Annotated in this window: 16 protein-coding genes; 4 read left to right on the forward strand and 12 right to left on the reverse strand. The window is 69.5% G+C overall.

The genetic code is table 11. From position 1 onward, the window contains the following. Nucleotides 1–93: 93 nt before the first annotated feature. Nucleotides 94–378 carry a heavy-metal-associated domain-containing protein gene (locus O4H32_RS01960; protein WP_269356180.1) on the reverse strand — a complete coding sequence of 95 codons (285 nt, stop codon included), beginning with the start codon at nt 376–378 and terminating at the stop codon, nt 94–96. A gap of 119 nt (nt 379–497) precedes the next feature. Here O4H32_RS01960 and dinB point away from each other — a divergent pair, with 119 nt between their 5' ends. Next, nucleotides 498–1,628 carry a DNA polymerase IV gene (gene dinB, locus O4H32_RS01965; protein WP_269356182.1) on the forward strand — a complete coding sequence of 377 codons (1,131 nt, stop codon included), beginning with the start codon at nt 498–500 and terminating at the stop codon, nt 1,626–1,628. A gap of 32 nt (nt 1,629–1,660) precedes the next feature. On the opposite strand, the gene O4H32_RS01970 is transcribed toward dinB, so the two are convergent. Beyond that, nucleotides 1,661–2,566, reverse strand: a complete 906-nt coding sequence (locus tag O4H32_RS01970; protein ID WP_269356183.1) for an MOSC domain-containing protein — start codon at nt 2,564–2,566, stop codon at nt 1,661–1,663. 134 nt (nt 2,567–2,700) lie between these two features. Between O4H32_RS01970 and O4H32_RS01975 the strand changes: the two genes are divergently transcribed. Both O4H32_RS01975 and O4H32_RS01980 read left to right on the forward strand, forming a co-directional pair. After that, a complete protein-coding gene (locus tag O4H32_RS01975; RefSeq protein WP_269356185.1) occupies nt 2,701–3,585 on the forward strand; it encodes an EamA family transporter in 885 nt (294 codons plus the stop codon). 58 nt (nt 3,586–3,643) lie between these two features. Next, complete coding sequence (locus O4H32_RS01980) at nt 3,644–4,834, forward strand: acetylornithine transaminase (RefSeq protein WP_269356187.1); 1,191 nt, start codon at nt 3,644–3,646, stop codon at nt 4,832–4,834. Between the two features lie 88 nt (nt 4,835–4,922). Here the strand turns inward: O4H32_RS01980 and O4H32_RS01985 are convergent, their stop codons facing one another. Together O4H32_RS01985 and O4H32_RS01990 are read right to left on the reverse strand one after the other, a co-directional pair. Further along, nucleotides 4,923–5,507 (reverse strand): PIN domain-containing protein, encoded by a 585-nt coding sequence (locus O4H32_RS01985; protein ID WP_269356188.1) that lies wholly within the window; start codon nt 5,505–5,507, stop codon nt 4,923–4,925. Beyond that, nucleotides 5,495–6,733, reverse strand: a complete 1,239-nt coding sequence (locus tag O4H32_RS01990; protein ID WP_269356190.1) for a TIGR03862 family flavoprotein — start codon at nt 6,731–6,733, stop codon at nt 5,495–5,497. The genes O4H32_RS01985 and O4H32_RS01990 overlap by 13 nt, the downstream gene beginning before the upstream one ends. A gap of 182 nt (nt 6,734–6,915) precedes the next feature. Between O4H32_RS01990 and O4H32_RS01995 the strand changes: the two genes are divergently transcribed. After that, a complete protein-coding gene (locus tag O4H32_RS01995) occupies nt 6,916–8,037 on the forward strand; it encodes a 5-methyltetrahydropteroyltriglutamate--homocysteine S-methyltransferase (RefSeq protein ID WP_269356192.1) in 1,122 nt (373 codons plus the stop codon). Nucleotides 8,038–8,050: 13 nt separating this feature from the next. On the opposite strand, the gene O4H32_RS02000 is transcribed toward O4H32_RS01995, so the two are convergent. The 8 genes from O4H32_RS02000 to glxR form a co-directional block, all read right to left on the reverse strand. Further along, nucleotides 8,051–8,842: an anti-sigma factor family protein gene (locus tag O4H32_RS02000; protein ID WP_269356193.1), complete on the reverse strand. Its 792-nt coding sequence runs from the start codon at nt 8,840–8,842 to the stop codon at nt 8,051–8,053. Between the two features lie 13 nt (nt 8,843–8,855). Further along, on the reverse strand, nt 8,856–9,383 hold the full coding sequence (locus O4H32_RS02005; RefSeq protein ID WP_269356194.1) for an RNA polymerase sigma factor: 528 nt from the start codon (nt 9,381–9,383) through the stop codon (nt 8,856–8,858). Between the two features lie 12 nt (nt 9,384–9,395). Next, a complete protein-coding gene (locus O4H32_RS02010; RefSeq protein WP_269356196.1) occupies nt 9,396–9,785 on the reverse strand; it encodes a COG4315 family predicted lipoprotein in 390 nt (129 codons plus the stop codon). A 147-nt stretch (nt 9,786–9,932) separates the two neighbouring features. Further along, nucleotides 9,933–12,107: a malate synthase G gene (locus tag O4H32_RS02015; RefSeq protein ID WP_269356198.1), complete on the reverse strand. Its 2,175-nt coding sequence runs from the start codon at nt 12,105–12,107 to the stop codon at nt 9,933–9,935. A gap of 182 nt (nt 12,108–12,289) precedes the next feature. Further along, nucleotides 12,290–13,705 (reverse strand): pyruvate kinase, encoded by a 1,416-nt coding sequence (pyk, locus tag O4H32_RS02020; RefSeq protein ID WP_269356199.1) that lies wholly within the window; start codon nt 13,703–13,705, stop codon nt 12,290–12,292. Continuing rightward, nucleotides 13,702–14,133 carry a GlcG/HbpS family heme-binding protein gene (locus O4H32_RS02025; RefSeq protein WP_269356201.1) on the reverse strand — a complete coding sequence of 144 codons (432 nt, stop codon included), beginning with the start codon at nt 14,131–14,133 and terminating at the stop codon, nt 13,702–13,704. The genes pyk and O4H32_RS02025 overlap by 4 nt, the downstream gene beginning before the upstream one ends. Before the next feature lie 32 nt (nt 14,134–14,165). Beyond that, entirely contained in the window at nt 14,166–15,428 is a 1,263-nt protein-coding gene (locus O4H32_RS02030) for a glycerate kinase type-2 family protein (protein ID WP_269356203.1), read from the reverse strand. Between the two features lie 143 nt (nt 15,429–15,571). Next, entirely contained in the window at nt 15,572–16,456 is an 885-nt protein-coding gene (gene glxR, locus O4H32_RS02035; RefSeq protein ID WP_269356205.1) for a 2-hydroxy-3-oxopropionate reductase, read from the reverse strand. Between the last annotated feature and the right edge of the window lie 5 nt (nt 16,457–16,461).

Consider the following 16,461-nt stretch of genomic DNA (forward strand, 5'->3'; position numbering starts at 1 on the left):
CCCCCCCCCGCCCCGGCCCCCCCCCGCCCCCGCCCCGCCCGCCCCCGCCCCCCGCCCCCCCCCCCCCCCCCCGGCCCGCCCCCTCGTCCGGAATCATCCCCCGCACCCGCCGCAGCAGTTGCCGTCTTCGCCGTGGACGGGTTTCAGTGCCTCGTAGCCGGCGTCCTGGACGGCGACTTGCAGGCGCTGGACGGAGACCTGGGCGGTGTCGAAGGTGATGGTGGCCTTTTCATCGGCCAGGGACACCGTGACCTCGGAAACGCCGGGGACGGCGGCCAGGGCGCGGTCCACCGCGTCGGCGCAGGATGGGCCGCGCAGGCCGACCAGGCGCAGGGTGGCGGTTTTCTGGGAAGAACGCTTCAGGGTTGCTGCTTCCATGGGGTCCTCGCGAGCGGAGAAAGCCCTCGATAAGGGCAGGGTTATAGATTCATTTGAAATACATCTTCTAGGACGGCTAGTATAGCAGGGCCGCCGCCTTTTCGTGCCGCGCCAGACACATGTCCGCCGCTTGCCCCGTCCGCCGTATCGCGCACCTGGATATGGACGCGTTCTACGCGTCCGTGGAATTGCTGCGCCATCCGGATCTGCGGGGCCAGCCGGTGGTGATCGGCGGCGGGCGCCGGCGCGAGGACGGGACATACACCCGGTTGCGGGACTATGTCGGGCGCGGCGTGATCACGACGGCCACCTACGAGGCCCGCGCCCTGGGCGTGCATTCGGCCATGGGCATGATGAAAGCCGCGCGCCTGGCGCCCGACGCCGTGCTGCTGCCGGTGGATTTTCCAGCCTATCGTCATTATTCGCGGTTGTTCAAGGCCGCCGTGGCGGAGATCGCCCCTTGCATCGAGGACCGGGGGATCGACGAGGTCTACATCGACCTGAGCGATCTGCCGCAGGCGTCCGGCGAATTGGCCCGTGCGCTGAAGCAGGCCGTGCGCGAGGCCACGGGATTGAGCTGTTCCATCGGGATTTCACCCAACAAGCTGCTGTCCAAGATCGCGTCCGATCTGGACAAGCCCGATGGCATGACGCTGATCGGACCTGGGGACCTGGAGCGGCGCATCTGGCCGCTTCCGGTCTCCAAGGTCAATGGCATCGGCCCCAAGGCCACGCGCCGACTGCGGGATCTGGGCATCGAGACCGTCGGCCAGCTCGCGCGGGCCGCGCCGGCGTTGTTGCAACAGCATTTCGGGCTGGGCACGGCGCAATGGCTGCTGGACGTCGCCCACGGCATCGACGACCGCCCGGTGGTGACGCGGTCCGAGCCCAAGTCCCTCAGCCGGGAAACGACATTCGAGCGGGATCTGCACGTGCGTCGCGACCGGCCGCTGCTGTCGCGGATTTTCCTGGATCTGTGCGAGCGGCTGGCCGATGATCTCGCCCGCAAGGGCGTGCGCGGGGCGACGGTGGGCATCAAGCTGCGTTTCGACGATTTCCAGGTGGTGACGCGCGACCTGACACTGGACGCGGCGGTCGGGGACGCCGCGTCCATCCACTGGGCCGCCGGGCAATGCCTGAAGCGGGTGCCGCTGGAGCGGCGCCTGAGGCTGCTGGGTGTGCGGGTCAGCAAGCTGGAACCGGCGGGCGCCGACGAACGGCCGCATCCGGTGCAACTGGACCTGTACTGAGACTGCGGCGGCCGGCCGCGCCGCGAGGGGGCTCAGAAATCGTATTCCGGTTCGATGATGTCGCCCGCCTGGAGCCAGGTTCCACCCTCCGGCAGGGCGGCGACGGCGTTCATGCCGAACAGCACCCCTTGCTCGAACTGCCGGTGCCGCGCCAGGGTGCGGCCCGGTTCGGCCGCCGTGGCGCCCGTCAGCGGATCCACATTGGGAATGGGGCAACGGGCGCAGGCCTTGACGAAGGCGAAACCGGCGTCACCGGCTCGGAATCCGGCCAGGTGATCCTCGTCATAGGGCTCCAGGCCCTGGAGCACGATGTTGGGGCGGAAGCGGATCATGTCCACCGGCGCGATGCCCTGGTCGGCCAGCTGGCTGTTCAGTTCCTCCAGCGAATGCAGGTTGGCGACCAGGAACGGGAAACCGTCGGCGAAGGCGAAGGCGTGCCGGTCCACCGGCAGGAATGATTGCGGCCAGTCGGGATGGGTCTGGATCCAGCGGGTGACGTGCGGCAGGCTGGCCAGGCGGTGCGCCCGAGGGTGCAGGCGCAGCAGCCGGCAGGGCGCGCCAATGAATGCGCTCAACCACGCGGCGGCCTCGTCGCCCTGGTCGGCGCCCAGGGTGGGCGTGCCCCAGATGGCGACCGTCACGGCCTCGGCCTGCGCGCGCGGCGGCGGCACGAAGCAGTCGGCCTGGCCGGGGGCGCGCAGCCACAGGCCGTCCGCGACGGGTTCCGGGCGGATCAGCACCATGCGGGGATGCTGACGCTGGGTCATGAAGACGCCCCGGGCGTCCACGATCACCCAGTGCCGGTCGAAGTCCAGGCCGGATCCGGTGACGCGGACGCGTTCGTGGGCGATGCCGGCGCAGGATTTGACGGGATAGCTGTACAGGCTGTGGATGGCCAGGCGCATGGAAGTCTGCCGGTGACGGGGGATGGGAGACATTCTAAAACGGGAACGCAGGGTCGCCGGCCCGTTCGGCGGCGGGCGCGATCCGGTGCCGGCGCCCGCCCGTTCAAAAGGGCCCCAAATGCCGTAGCATGCAGGATTTGACGCGCGTTCTCGCGGCGGGAGATCCCATGCCCTTGAAAGACATCCTGGCCGCCCTGGTCGTCATCGTGGTGTGGGGCGCCAATTTCGTCGTCATCAAGGTCGGCGTGGACGAGATTCCGCCGATGCTGCTGGGCGCCCTGCGTTTCCTGTTCGTGGCGTTCCCGGCGGTGTTCTTCATCCCCCGGCCGGCCGTGCACTGGCGCTACGTCGTCGGTTACGGGGCGACGATCTGCCTGGGGCAGTTCATTTTCCTGTTCCTGGCGATCCACCTGGGCATGCCCGCCGGTCTGGCGTCCCTGGTGCTGCAGGCGCAGGCTTTTTTCACGGTGGCGATCGCGGCGCTGGTCCTGCGCGAGACCGTGCGTCCGCACCACGTGCTGGGCATCGCCCTGGCAGCCGCAGGTCTCACGCTGCTGGATCTGGGCGCGGGGGGCGAGACGGTGGTGCCGCTGGTCGGCTTTCTGCTGACGCTGGCGGCGGCCTTCAGCTGGGCGTCGGGCAATGTGGTGCTGAAGAGCGCGGGGCCGGTGCGCATGCTGTCGATGGTGGTGTGGGGCGCGCTGCTGCCGCCCATTCCGTTCCTGCTGCTGTCGATCTTTTTCGAGGGGCCGGACCGGATCTTGGACAGCCTGTCGCATCTCAGCTGGCGGGCGGTGGGTGCGGTGGCCTACCTGTCGGGTGTGGCGACGCTGATCGGCTATGTGCTGTGGGGGCGGTTGCTGGCCCGCCATCCGGTTGCCCGGGTGGCGCCGCTCAGCCTGCTCATTCCGGTGGTGGGGCTGCTGTGCGCCGACTGGTTCCTGGGTGAACGGCTGAGTCCGTGGCAATGGCTGGGCGGGCTTGTGGTGCTGATCGGACTGGCGGTCAATCTGTTTGGCGCCGGACTGCTCCGGACCCTGCGTCCGTCTTAGAATATCGGTTTGCGCGGCGCCTTGCCGCCGGGACTTACGTTTTCAGGAATACGCACTCATGTCGATCGATCGCGCCGGGCTGAACGCCCTGATGGAAATCACTTCGCGTCCGGAGCTGGTCTTCGTCCGCGGCGAGGGATCCTGGCTGGAAGACCACACCGGCAAGCGCTACCTGGATTTCATCCAGGGCTGGGCCGTGAACTGCCTGGGCCACAACCATCCGGCCATGATCGAAGCGCTGGCCCGCCAGTCGCACTGGCTGATCAACCCTTCGCCGGCTTTCTACAACCAGCCGTCCATCGACCTGGCCCGCCGCATCGTGGAGTCGTCCTGCTTCGACCGCGTGTTCTTCGCCAACAGCGGGGCCGAGGCCAACGAAGGCGCCATCAAGCTCGCCCGCAAGTGGGGCCAGTTGCACCGCAAGGGCGCCTACAAGATCATCACCTTCAACCACAGTTTCCATGGCCGTACCCTCGCGACCATGTCGGCGTCCGGCAAGGCCGGCTGGGACCGGAAATTCGCGCCGCAGGTCGAGGGTTTCCCCAAGGCCGAACTGAACGACCTGGACTCGGTGCGCGCCCTGATCGACGACCAGACGGTCGCCGTGATGCTGGAGCCGGTCCAGGGCGAGGCGGGCGTGATCCCCGCGACGCGCGAGTTCATGCAGGGTCTGCGCGCGTTGACCCGCGAACAGGGCCTGCTGCTGATCGTGGACGAGGTCCAGAGCGGCATGGGACGCACGGGCCGGCTGTACGCCTACCAGCATGCCGGCGTCGAGCCCGACATCATGACGCTGGGCAAAGGCATCGGCGGCGGCGTGCCGCTGTCGGCGCTGTGCGCGCGCGAGGCCGTCTGCTGCTTCGAACACGGCGACCAGGGCGGCACCTATAACGGCAACCCGCTGATGACGGCGGTGGGCGTGGCGATCTTCGACACGCTGGCGGCGCCCGGCTTCCTGGACGAGGTCAACGCCCTCGGGCGGCATCTGTCGGCCGGCCTGATGGCGTTGTCGGACAAATGGGGCATGAAGGGCGAACGCGGTCAGGGCCTGCTGCGCGCGCTGGTGATGGACCGCGACGACGGTCCGGCGCTGGTCCAGGCCGCGCGCGACCGCGCGCCGGAAGGCCTGCTGCTGAATGCGCCGCGCGGCAACCTGCTGCGCTTCATGCCGGCCCTGAACGTCACGGCCGACGAGATCGACACCATGCTGGCCTGGCTGGACGATCTGATCGCAACAGCGCGCGCCTGAGCCGGGGCGTTTCGACGACCCTCCCCCATTCCGCCCCTGGACCCGTCCGCCTCTTGCGCGGGGCGGGTCCAGGGCGGCGGCGCCCGTTTCAGGTCGACAGCAGGCGGCCCAGCAGAAGCAGGCGTTCGCGGCTCAGCCGCTCGCGCATGGGCAGGCGGGTGCGGCCCGGGGACGGGTCGGCGGCATCGAGTTCGGCGATCTCCCGGCGGATGTGCGTTTCGTGCGCCGGCCACCAGGCCGCCAGCTTGCGATCCGGAGTCAGCGCGGACAAACCCAGGCGGCGGAGTTCGGACCGGTTGAAGTCCTTCAGGTTCAGCGTCAGGATTTCCACCGGACTGTCGGGATGCCGTTCGCGCATTTCCCGGGCGACGGCGATGACATGCCAGTCGCGGGGATCGCTGTAGCGCAGCCCCTGTTCGTACCGCTCGATCTCATGCGCCATGGCGCCGGGAAAGGCGGACTGCATGGTGTCCCAGTCCGCTTGCAGATTTTCCGCGGGGATGTCCCAGATGCGCCGGGCGTTGCGCTTCCATTCATCGCCGATGCGCTCGCTCCAGGCCGGATGAAAAATGCCGCACGCGCCCAGCGCCAGCATCAGGCGGCGTTGCAGGCCGGACATCATGACGCAGGCGTCGAGGACCAGGATGGGGGCGGGCGGTGTCAATTCAGCCATGCCAGTGCGCCCTTGGCGGCGGCGCGGCCCCCGGCGAAGCAGGCGGTCAGCAGATAGCCGCCGGTGGGCGCGTCCCAGTCCAGCATCTCACCCGCGCAGAAGACGCCTGGCCGGGCCAGCAACATCAGCCGTTCGTCCATCGCCTGCGGGCGGACGCCGCCCGCCGTGCTGATGGCTTCGTCCATGGGCCGCATGCCGGTCAGCCGCACGGGCAGCCGTTTGATCGCCGCCGCCAGCCGGGCGGGGTCGGCGTAGTCCTCCCTGCCCAGGCATTCCCGCAGCAGGCCGGCCTTGGCGCCGTGCAGGTTCAGGCGCGAGCGCAGATGGCTGGACCAAGATTTGGCGCCGCGCGGATACAGGACCTGACCGGCCACCCAGCCGGCATCGCGGTCGGGCAGCAGGTCGATGGTCAGCACGGCCTGGCCGGCCTGATCCAGCGCCTCGCGCAGGCCCGAGGACAGGGCGTAGACCAGCCCGCCCTCCAGGCCGTCCCGGGTCAGCATGATTTCGCCGCGCTGGAAAGGGGCGTTCGTGTCGGTGCCCGGTGGCGCCGTTCCGGGCACACCGGCGGCGACCGATTTCAGGGGCTCGCCCGCGTAGCGTTCCTGGAAATGCGCGCTCCAGTCCGCCAGGAATCCACAGTTGGCGGGCCGCAGCGGCGCGACGTCCACGCCTTTTTCGGCCAGGATGGGCACCCAGGCGCCGTCCGATCCCAGGCGGGACCAGCTGCCCCCGCCCAGGGCCAGGATGACGGCATCCGCCCCGACCCGCGCTTCGCCCGCCGGTGTGGAGAAGCGCAACTGGCCGGACTCATCCCACCCCGTCCAGCGATGGCGGGCGTGGATGCGAACGCCTTGTCCGCGCAGGCGATGGAGCCAGGCACGCAGCAGCGGCGCGGCTTTCATCGTGGCGGGAAAGACACGGCCCGAAGTGCCGACGAACGTGTCCACCCCCAGGCCTTGCGCCCAGTCGCGCAAGGCCTGGGGGCCGAAATCGGCCAGCCAGGATGCCACCCAGGGCGCATGTTCGCGGTAGCGCGACAGGAAAGCGGGTTGGGGTTCGCCGTGGGTCAGGTTGAGCCCGCCGCGCCCGGCCAGCAGGAATTTGCGGCCCACCGAGGGCATGGCGTCGTAGAGATCGACGCGCACGTTCGCCGCCGCCAGTGTTTCAGCCGCCATCAGCCCGGCCGGGCCGCCGCCGATCACGGCAATCGAATTCGATCGCAAAGGAGTCGTCCTTGAAAACCCGCGTCACGCATGTCGGCGGGGAATGGACGGAATTGTAGGAGATGCGGCCGACGCGTGCGCTGCGGGGGGCGCCGCGCGGCCCTTGCCAGCGGCGCGCGCATGACGCAGAATTCCCAGGTTATTCTTCAGCACACTGAACAATTTCCTCCAAGGAGACCGCGATGTCCACACGCACCGTTCCGCCGTTTCGCGCCGACCACGTCGGCAGTTTCTTGCGGCCTGTCTATCTGCTGGAGGCGCGTGACCGGCATGCCCGGGGCGAGATCGACGCCGCCGCCCTGCGCGCCGTCGAGGACCGCGCCATCGCCGAGGTCGTGCGGCTCCAGGAGGATGTCGGCCTGAAGTCGGTGACGGACGGCGAATTCCGCCGCACGTATTTCCACCTCGATTTCCTGCGGCAGCTCGAAGGCGTGACCACCGACGATCCCAAGGTGGTGACGGGGCCCGACGGCAAGGATCACCTGGCGCCGCCGTCGATCCTCGTGACCGGCAAGGTCCGCCACGCGCGCGACATCCAGCGCGCCGATTTCGAGTACCTGGCGAGCCGGGTCTCGGCGGGCCACACGCCCAAGGTCACCATTCCCTCGCCCACCATGCTGCATTTCCGGGGCGGGCGCGCCGGCATCGACGCCGTGGCCTATCCCGAGCTCGATCCCGACTTCTACGAGGATGTGGCCGAGGCCTATGGCCAGGAACTGCGCAGCCTGTATGACGCCGGCTGCCGCTACGTGCAGATGGACGACACCAACCTGGCCTATCTGTGCGATGGACGCATGCGCGAGGCGGCCCAGGCGCGCGGCGACGATCCGAACGAACTGCCGCACCGCTATGCCCGGTTCATCAACCGGGTGGTGGCGCGCAAGCCCGAGGGCATGGTGCTGGCCATGCACCTGTGTCGCGGCAATTTCAAGAGCACCTATGCGGCCGAGGGCAACTACGAGCCGGTGGCCGAGGCGCTGCTGTCGGAAATGAACCTGGACGCGTATTTCATGGAATACGACGATGATCGTAGCGGCGATTTCCGCCCCTTGCGGTTTTTGCCGTCCGGCAAGATCGTGGTGCTGGGTCTCGTGACGACCAAGTTCGGCGCGCTGGAGTCCAAGGACGATCTCAAGCGCCGCATCGACGAGGCGGCGAAACACGCCCCGCTCGAACAGCTTGCCCTCTCGCCGCAATGCGGCTTCTCGAGCACGGTGCACGGCAACAACGTGGCGGTCGAGGATCAGCGGGCCAAGTTGCGGCTGGTGGTCGAGACCGCCCGCGAGGTCTGGGGCGACGCCTGAGGCGCCGCCGCGTTCAACCCAGCTGGTGGTAGATGGCCTCGGCCAGCGCGTGCAGCCGCTCGCGCGGTAAAGCGGCGCTGACCGCGTAGCCTTGCCGCCCGTCGATCCAGTAGAAACCCCGGGCGGACTCGTCACCGGTCCATTGAAAGGCCACCGGTGCCGCGGCGGCCCTGTCTTCCCGCGCCAGCACCGAGACGTACAGGGTCACGCGCGTGCCGGCCGCGTCCTGGTACATGAACTGTGCGCGCGCCTGTCCGGCTTCGCCCGGCAGCAGGCGGCCGCCGACCAGGTGGAAGCCCTGGGCGTCGAGCGCCGGCACCTTGAGCCGCACCCCCAGCCGCTTGGACAGCCATTGCACCAGGTGAGCCTGCTGCTGCGCCGCCACCTCGACCGGGTGACGCTGTTCCGGCACGTAGACCGCGTGGGCGGCGGCGGCCTCGCGCACGAAGACCGGCAGCCGCGTCAAGGCGTCGGCCTGGGGCGAGGCGCCCGGTGCCCGGTCGCCCAGGCCGTAGCCCAGGCCCATGCCCAGACAGAGCATGACCCCGGCCGCCAGCGCATGCGGCCAACGCCATTGCGGCGGTGGCCGGCGCAGTGCGCGGCGCAGCCGCGGCGGCACCGGCTCGTCCAGCACCTCGGCCCGCAGGGCCCGCAAGCCGGCGCATTGCGCCTGCAGGGCGGCCACGCGGGCCGCCTCGGCGGGATGTTCCGACAGCCATTGCCCCACCTCGGCGGCGCGTTCGGGCGCAAGCTCGCCGTCCACCCAGGCATGGAACGCGGTTTCGTCGGGACGGTTCATGGACATCGATCGCTTTCCTTCATTTGACGGCCTTCAATGTCACCGGGGCCGGCGCTTCCCCCTCCATCAGGCGTCGCAACTGCTCGCGCGCCCGCGCCAGACGGGACATCACCGTGCCGACGGGAATGCCGAGCATCTCCGCAGTCTCGGCGTAGCTGTATTGTTCCATTCCGACCAGCAGCAATACCTCGCGCGATTGCGGCGCCAGCAGCGCCAGGGCGCGCTCCAGGTCGAGCCGCAGTCCCAGGCCCGAAGTAGGATCATGCCCGGGCTCCCGGGTCTCGTTCCAGTCGATCGTGCGCTGCCGCGCCGCTTGCCGCCATTGGTTGGCGAAGAGGTTGTGCATCAGCGTGAGCAGCCAGCCGCGCAGCGCCGCCTGGACCTGGTCCGCCGTTGCGGCGGTGGGCGGCCGCCACAGCGCCCATTTCTGGCAGGCCCGCTCGAGCGTGTCCTGCACCAGGTCGTCCGCGCGGGCGGCGTCGCCCACCAGCGCCCGCGCGTAGCGGCGCAGGCGCGGGATGTGGACGAGGGCGGCGTCGATGTCCACGCGGGACCGTGTTCAGGGCTTGGCCGCGTGCCAGGCATTGTTGAGGAAGCCGTCTCCCGTCTTGTCGCCGGGCTTGGCGTCCTTGACCCAATAGTAGAGCGGACGGCCCTTGTAGGCCCATTGCTTGCTCCCGTCGTCGCGGGTGATCACGCTCCAGTCGCCGGAGGCGGTGTCCCCGGCGGCCGCCATCAAGGGCGGCCAGTTGGTGGCGCAGCCGCCGTTGCATACGCTCTTGCCGGAACCCGCGGCGTCTTTGTCGAAGACGTAAAGTGTCATCTGGTTGGGGCCGACCAGGATGCCGTTCATGGGGGTGGCCGGTGCCTGGGCCCGGGCCTGGGATGTCATGGCGCAGGCGGCCAGCAGCACGGGGCCGAGGATGCGGAGGGAGGCGTAACGGGTCATGGTGGTTCTCCTTGCGTGGGATTGACCTGCGGTAAACAGTCCGGCCGCGCGGTTTATTCCATTGAACACCGTATCGCCATGAAAAAACCGCCGGGGCCATGGCTGGTCCGGCGGTTTCCAGTGACGGGGCGGATGCCCCGGAGCGGTTCAGGCCTTCGCGGCCAGTTCCGCCTTTTTCACCTGGCGCCAGTGGTGCAGCAGCGGCTCGGTATAGCCGTTGGGCTGCTCCAGGCCCTTGAAGATCAGGTCGCTGGCGGCCTTGAAGGCGCAGGACGTATCGAAATGGCCGTGCATCGGTTCGTAGGCGGAGTCGCCGGCGTTCTGCTTGTCCACCACGGCGGCCATGCGGCGCAGGGTTTCCTCGACCTGGTCGCGGGTGACGATGCCGTGCAGCAGCCAGTTGGCGATGTGCTGGCTGGAGATCCGCAGCGTGGCCCGGTCTTCCATCAGGCCCACGTCATGGATGTCGGGAACCTTCGAGCAGCCCACGCCCTGGTCGATCCATCGCACCACATAGCCCAGGATGCCCTGGCAGTTGTTGTCCAGCTCCTGCTGGATCTGCTTGGGCGTCCAGGTGGGCGCGGCGGTGACCGGCACGGTCAGGATGCGGTCGGTGTAGTCCTCGTGGTGGTTTTCCAGGGACTTCTGCACCTCGACCACGTCGACCTGGTGGTAGTGCAGGGCGTGCAGGGTGGCGGCGGTGGGCGAGGGGACCCAGGCGGTGTTGCCGCCGGCCTTGAGCTGGGCGACCTTCTGTTCCAGCATCGCCGCCATCAGGTCGGGCATGGCCCACATGCCCTTGCCGATCTGCGCGTGGCCGCGCAGGCCGCATTCCAGGCCGCTTTGCACGTTGTTCGGCTCGTAGGCCTGGATCCAGGTCTGGGACTTCATGTCGTGCTTGCGCACCATGACGCCGGCGCGCATGGAGGTGTGCAGCTCGTCGCCCGTGCGGTCCAGGAAGCCGGTGTTGATGAACGCCACGCGTGCCTTGGCGGCGGCGATGCAGGCCTTGAGGTTGACGCTGGTGCGGCGTTCCTCGTCCATGATGCCCATCTTGATCGTGTTGGGCGCCAGGCCCAGCAATTGCTCGACCCGGCCGAAGAGTTCGCTGGCGAAGGCGACCTCGTCCGGGCCGTGCATCTTGGGCTTGACGATGTAGATCGAGCCGGTGCGGGAGTTCTGGCGCGCCTTCAGGTCGTGGATGGCGATCAGCGAGGTGCAGGCGGCGTCCAGGATGCCCTCGGGGACTTCGTTGCCGTCGCGGTCCAGGATGGCCGGGTTGGTCATCAGGTGGCCGACGTTGCGCACGAACATCAGGGAACGGCCGTGCAGGCGGGCGGCGGAGCCGTCGCGCGCGGTGTATTCGCGGTCCGGGTTCAGGCGGCGGGTGATGGTCTTGCCGCCCTTGACCAGGTCTTCGGCCAGATCGCCCTTCATCAGGCCCAGCCAGTTGCGGTAGGCGACGACCTTGTCGTCCGCGTCCACGGCGGCGACGGAGTCCTCGCAGTCCATGATGGTGGTCAGCGCCGCCTCGACGACCACGTCCTTGATGTGGGCGGCGTCGGTCTTGCCGATGGGGTGACCGGCGTCGAACTGGATTTCGATATGCAGGCCGTGATGGCGCAGGACCAGGGCCTGCGGGGCGGCGGCGTCGCCGCGGTGGCCCAGGAAGGCGCCGGCGTCGGCCAGGCCGGTGACCGAGCCGTCCTTCAGCGTGACGCGCAGGTCGCCCTGGACGACGGCATAGGCCGTGGCGTCGCTGTGCGAGCCGCCCGCCAGGGGGAAGCTTTCGTCCAGGAAGCGGCGGGCGAAGGCGATGACGCGCGCGCCGCGCACCGGGTTGTAGCCCCCGGCGCGCTCGGCGCCGTCGGTCTCGGGGATCGCGTCGGTGCCGTACAGGGCGTCGTACAGGCTGCCCCAGCGGGCGTTGGCGGCGTTCAGGGCGTAGCGGGCGTTCATCACCGGCACGACCAGTTGCGGGCCGGCCTGGGCGGTGATCTCGACGTCGACGTCCGCCGTGGTGACGGCGACCTGGGCGGGCGCGTCCTTCAGGTAGCCGATGTCTTTCAGGAAGGCGCGGTAGGCGGCCGGGTCGGCGATGGGGCCGGGATGGGCGGCGTACCAGTCGTCCAGGGCGGCCTGGAGGCGATCGCGTTCGGCCAGCAGGGCGCGATTGCGGGGGGCGAGGTCATGAATGATCGCCGACAGGCCTTCCCAGAAGGCGGCCGGCTGTACACCCGTGCCCGGCAGGGCCTCCTGTTCGAGGAAGCGGTGCAGCGGCGCGGCGATCTGGAGTCCATGGCTGGAAATGCGATCGGTCATGATGGTCCTTGGGTGATCGTGAAGTCAATCCTGGATTATAGGCAGTCTTCTATAAGAGTTAAAGGGTCCCCGCGCATCCCCGGCATTCTGGTGTCCCTACGCAAGTGCTTGTCGGAAAAAAGAAAAAGCCCGCTTCCGGAGAAGCGGGCGGGCTATATGCCGGGTCGGATAGTGCTTATTTTTCAGACCTGGGCGATGTGCAGCAGGTTGGTGCTGCCGCTGTGGCCGAACGGCAGGCCGGCGATCACGATCAGCGTGTCGCCCGGCTCGGCCAGCCCGGCCTGGCGGGCGGCGGCCGTGGCGCGGTCGATCATTTCGGTCGATTCCTGCAGTTGCTCGGGGAAGTGGACCGGGCGCACGCCCCAGGCCAGGGCCAGGCGGCGGGCGGTTTCCTGCTGCGGGGTCAGGGCCAGGATCGGTGTGGAGGGGCGTTCGCGGCTGGCGCGCAGGGCGCTGAAGCCCGAGGCCGTGTAGGCCACGGTCGCGGCCGGCTCCAGCAGGCCCGCGACGCGGCGCAGGGCGCAGCAGATGGCGTCGGGGATGTTGGCCTCGGCCGGGCTGTGGGTGGCGTCGAGGTTGGCGCGCCAGGACGGGTCGGCCTCCACTTCGCGGATGATGTGCTCCATGATGGTGACCGCCTCGACCGGGTACTGGCCGGAGGCCGATTCGGCCGACAGCATGACGGCGTCGGCGCCGCTGTAGACGGCGGTGGCGACATCGGAGGCCTCCGCGCGGGTGGGCACGGGCGAGATGATCATGGATTCCAGCATCTGCGTGGCGACGACCACCGGCTTGCCGGCGGCGCGCGCCCGGCGCACGATGCGCTGCTGCAGCACCGGCACGCGTTGCGGCGGCAGTTCCACGCCCAGGTCGCCGCGCGCCACCATGATGCCGTCGGCCTGTGCCACGATGGCGTCCAGGTGCTCGATGGCGGCGGGTTTTTCCAGTTTTGCCATGATCCAGGCGCGGTCGCCGATCAGGCCGCGCGCCTCGACGATGTCATCCGGACGCTGCACGAAGGACAGCGCGACCCAGTCCACGCCCAGCGACAGGCCGAATGCCAGGTCGGCGCGGTCCTTGGGCGTCAGCGGGGAAATGGGCAGGATGACGCCGGGCACGTTGACGCCCTTGCGGTCCGACAGCGGCCCGCCCACCATGACGGTGGTCTCGGCGAAGTCCGGGCCGTGGCGGTCCACGCGCAGGCGCAGTTTGCCGTCGTCGAGCAGCAGGTCCGTGCCGTCTTCCAGGGCGGCGAAGATCTCCGGGTGCGGCAGGTTGGCGCGCGTGGCGTCGCCCTCGGCGGGGTCCAGGTCCAGGCGGAAGGCCTGGCCCGCCGTCAGGACGGTCTTGCCCCCGGCGATCCGGCCCACGCGCAGCTTCGGTCCCTGCAGGTCCATCAGGATGCCGATGGGGCGGCCCAGTTCCCGCTCGATCTGGCGGATGGCGCGGTGGCGTCCGGCGTGATCCTCGTGAGAACCGTGGCTGAAGTTCAGGCGGAACACATTGGCGCCGGCCTGGGCCAGGGCGCGGATCTGTTCGAGTGTGGAGCTGGCCGGCCCCAGGGTGGCCAGGATGCGTGCGCGACGGTCGGTTTTCATGATTGGGCTCCCGCGTAGAGGTGGTCGGCGCCGTCCAGGGCCGTGACGCCGGCGCGGGCCACCTGGGCATCCTGCCCGGCCTGCACGCCGGACACGCCGACCGCGCCGATGACGGCGCCATCGAAGTAGATGGGTTCGCCGCCTTCCAGTGGCACGACCGGCATGGACAGGGCGGCGATGCGGCCCTGGTTCACCATGTCTTCGTAGACTTTGCTGGGCTTGCCGCTGAGGACGCAGGCGCGGGCCTTTTCCGGCGCGATCTGGGCGCTCATGAGCGGGGCGCCGTCCATGCGTTGCAGCCACAGGGCGTGGCCGCCGACGTCGCAGATGGCGATGCTGACGTTCCAGCCGCTGCGGCGGGCCTCGGCCTCGGCGGCGGCCGCCATGCGGCGCGCGTCTTCCAGCGTCAGGACTCGGATGGTCTTCATGGTGATGTGTCTCCTGGGGGGCGCCGCCGGGTTCAGAGGACCAGGATGGCGCGAAAATCGTTGACGTTGGTCAGGGTGGGCCCGGTGATCAGGGAATCGCCCAGGCGCTCGAAAAAACCGTGGCCGTCGTTGTCGTCCAGATGCGCGCGGGGCGGCATGCCGGCCGCCCAGGCGCGCGCCAGGGTGTCGGGGCCGATCAGGGCGCCGGCGATCTCTTCCTGGCCGTCCACGCCGTCGGTGTCGCCGGCCAGGGCATGGACGTCCTGTGCGCCGTCCAGGGTGATGGCCAGGGACAGCAGGCATTCGACGTTGCGCCCGCCGCGGCCCTGACCGCGCACGGTGACGGTGGTCTCGCCGCCGGACAGCAGCACGCAGGGGGCGGGCGCCGGCTGGCCGTGCGCGCGCACCTGCAGGGCGATGCCGCCCAGGACCTTGCCGACGTCGCGGGCTTCGCCTTCGATGCGGTCGCCCAGCAGCAGCGGCGCGACGCCGGCCTCGCGGGCCACCGAGGCGGCGGCTTCCAGGGCCATCTGGGGGGTGGCGATCAGGTGGGTCTCGACCCGGGTCAGGCGGGGGTCGCCGGGCTTGAGGGTTTCGCCTTCGCCCGATTCCAGCAGCCGGCGGGCGCCCGCCGGCAGGTCGATGCCGTAGCGGCGCACGATGTCCAGCGCGTCGGCGCAGGTGCTCGGGTCGGCCACGGTGGGGCCGGAGGCGATGTCGCAGGGCTGGTCGCCCGGCACGTCGGAGATCAGCAGGTTGACCACGCGCGCGGGCGCGCAGGCCGCCGCGAGCCGCCCGCCCTTGATGCCCGACAGGTGACGGCGCACGCAATTCATTTCGGAGATCGTCGCGCCGGATTTCAGCAAGGCGCGGTTGATGGCCTGCTTGTCGGCCAGCGTGACGCCGGCGCCGGGGACGGGCAACAGGGAGGAGCCGCCGCCCGAGATCAGGCAGATCACCAGATCGTCGGCCGTCAGGCCGGAGACTTGTTCGAACAGTCGCCGGGCGGCGGTTTCGCCGGCCTCGTCGGGCACGGGATGGGCGGCCTCGACGATCTCGATGCGCTCGCAGGGCACGGCATAGCCGTAGCGCGTGACCACCAGCCCTTCGATGGGGCCGGGCCAGTGCCGCTCGAAGGCCTGCGCCATGGCGGCCGAGGCTTTGCCGGCGCCGATGACGATCGTGCGCCCCTTGGGCCGTTGCGGGAGGAAGGCGGGGATGCAGTGTTCGGGCTGGGCGGCGCGCACGGCCGCCTGGAACATACGGGTGAGAAGCTCGCGGGGCGAGAGGTTCATGATGCGTCCATCCCGAAGGTGAGGGGCGGTGATCCGGCGGCCGCGCGCTGCGGCGAGCCGCGTCGCAAGCCGCGATGGCCGGGCGGCCGCCGTGGTTTGCGCCCTGTCCGGCGGTTTCACCGGACAGGGGGCGGTACTACAGATTACTGGCCGATTTCATGGTTGGCCAGGATCTCCAGCGCGCGCACCATGCCGGAGTGGTCCCAGCCGGCGCCACCGTGGGCCACGCAGGCGTTGAACAGTTCCTGGGCCACGGCCGTGCTGGGCAGGGACATTCCCAGTTGGCGGGCGGTGGTCAGGGCCAGGTTCAGGTCCTTCTGGTGCAGGTTGATGCGGAAGCCCGGATCGAAAGTGCGCTTGACCATGCGTTCACCGTGCACCTCCAGGATGCGCGAACTGGCGAAGCCGCCCATCAGCGCCTGGCGGACCTTGGCCGGATCGGCGCCGGCCTTGGAGGCCAGCACCAGGGCCTCGCCCACGGCCTCGATGGTCAGCGCGACGATGATCTGGTTGGCGACCTTGGTGGTCTGGCCGTCGCCGTTGCCGCCGACCAGCGTGATGTTCTTGCCCATCAGTTCGAAGATCGGCTTGCACTGGTCGAACGCGGCCTGGCTGCCGCCGATCATGATGGTCAGGCTGGCGGCCTTGGCGCCGACTTCGCCGCCGGACACCGGGGCGTCCAGGTATTCGCAGCCCAGCGCATTGATTTTCCGGGCGAATTCCTTGGTGGCGACGGGCGAGATCGAGCTCATGTCGATGACGATCTTGCCCTTGGTCAGGCCGGCGGCCACGCCGTTCTCGCCGAACAGCACGGCTTCGACGTCGGGGGTGTCGGGCACCATGACGATGACGATGTCGGAGGCCTTGGCGACCTCGGTGGCGTTGGCGAGTGCCTTGGCGCCCGCGTCCAGCAGGTTCTGCGGGGTCTTGCCGTGGGTGAAGGTGGACAGCGAATGGCCGCCCTGGATGAGGTTGGCGGCCATGGGGGTGCCCATGATGCCCAGTCCGATGAAACCGATGTTGGCCATGAGAG

The sequence above is a fragment of the Castellaniella denitrificans genome (genome assembly GCF_027214045.1).
GTDB classification, from domain to species: Bacteria; Pseudomonadota; Gammaproteobacteria; order Burkholderiales; family Burkholderiaceae_B; genus Castellaniella; species Castellaniella denitrificans_A.

Excerpts from the sequence above, each read along its gene's own strand:
- O4H32_RS01960 (WP_269356180.1), bottom strand. The coding sequence starts at position 378 with ATGGAAGCAGCAACCCTGAAGCGTTCTTCCCAGAAAACCGCCACCCTG.
- dinB (WP_269356182.1), top strand. The coding sequence starts at position 498 with ATGTCCGCCGCTTGCCCCGTCCGCCGTATCGCGCACCTGGATATGGAC.
- O4H32_RS01970 (WP_269356183.1), bottom strand. The coding sequence starts at position 2,566 with ATGTCTCCCATCCCCCGTCACCGGCAGACTTCCATGCGCCTGGCCATC.
- O4H32_RS01975 (WP_269356185.1), top strand. The coding sequence starts at position 2,701 with ATGCCCTTGAAAGACATCCTGGCCGCCCTGGTCGTCATCGTGGTGTGG.
- O4H32_RS01980 (WP_269356187.1), top strand. The coding sequence starts at position 3,644 with ATGTCGATCGATCGCGCCGGGCTGAACGCCCTGATGGAAATCACTTCG.
- O4H32_RS01985 (WP_269356188.1), bottom strand. The coding sequence starts at position 5,507 with ATGGCTGAATTGACACCGCCCGCCCCCATCCTGGTCCTCGACGCCTGC.
- O4H32_RS01995 (WP_269356192.1), top strand. The coding sequence starts at position 6,916 with ATGTCCACACGCACCGTTCCGCCGTTTCGCGCCGACCACGTCGGCAGT.
- O4H32_RS02000 (WP_269356193.1), bottom strand. The coding sequence starts at position 8,842 with ATGTCCATGAACCGTCCCGACGAAACCGCGTTCCATGCCTGGGTGGAC.
- O4H32_RS02010 (WP_269356196.1), bottom strand. The coding sequence starts at position 9,785 with ATGACCCGTTACGCCTCCCTCCGCATCCTCGGCCCCGTGCTGCTGGCC.
- O4H32_RS02015 (WP_269356198.1), bottom strand. The coding sequence starts at position 12,107 with ATGACCGATCGCATTTCCAGCCATGGACTCCAGATCGCCGCGCCGCTG.
- pyk (WP_269356199.1), bottom strand. The coding sequence starts at position 13,705 with ATGAAAACCGACCGTCGCGCACGCATCCTGGCCACCCTGGGGCCGGCC.
- O4H32_RS02025 (WP_269356201.1), bottom strand. The coding sequence starts at position 14,133 with ATGAAGACCATCCGAGTCCTGACGCTGGAAGACGCGCGCCGCATGGCG.
- O4H32_RS02030 (WP_269356203.1), bottom strand. The coding sequence starts at position 15,428 with ATGAACCTCTCGCCCCGCGAGCTTCTCACCCGTATGTTCCAGGCGGCC.
- glxR (WP_269356205.1), bottom strand. The coding sequence starts at position 16,456 with ATGGCCAACATCGGTTTCATCGGACTGGGCATCATGGGCACCCCCATG.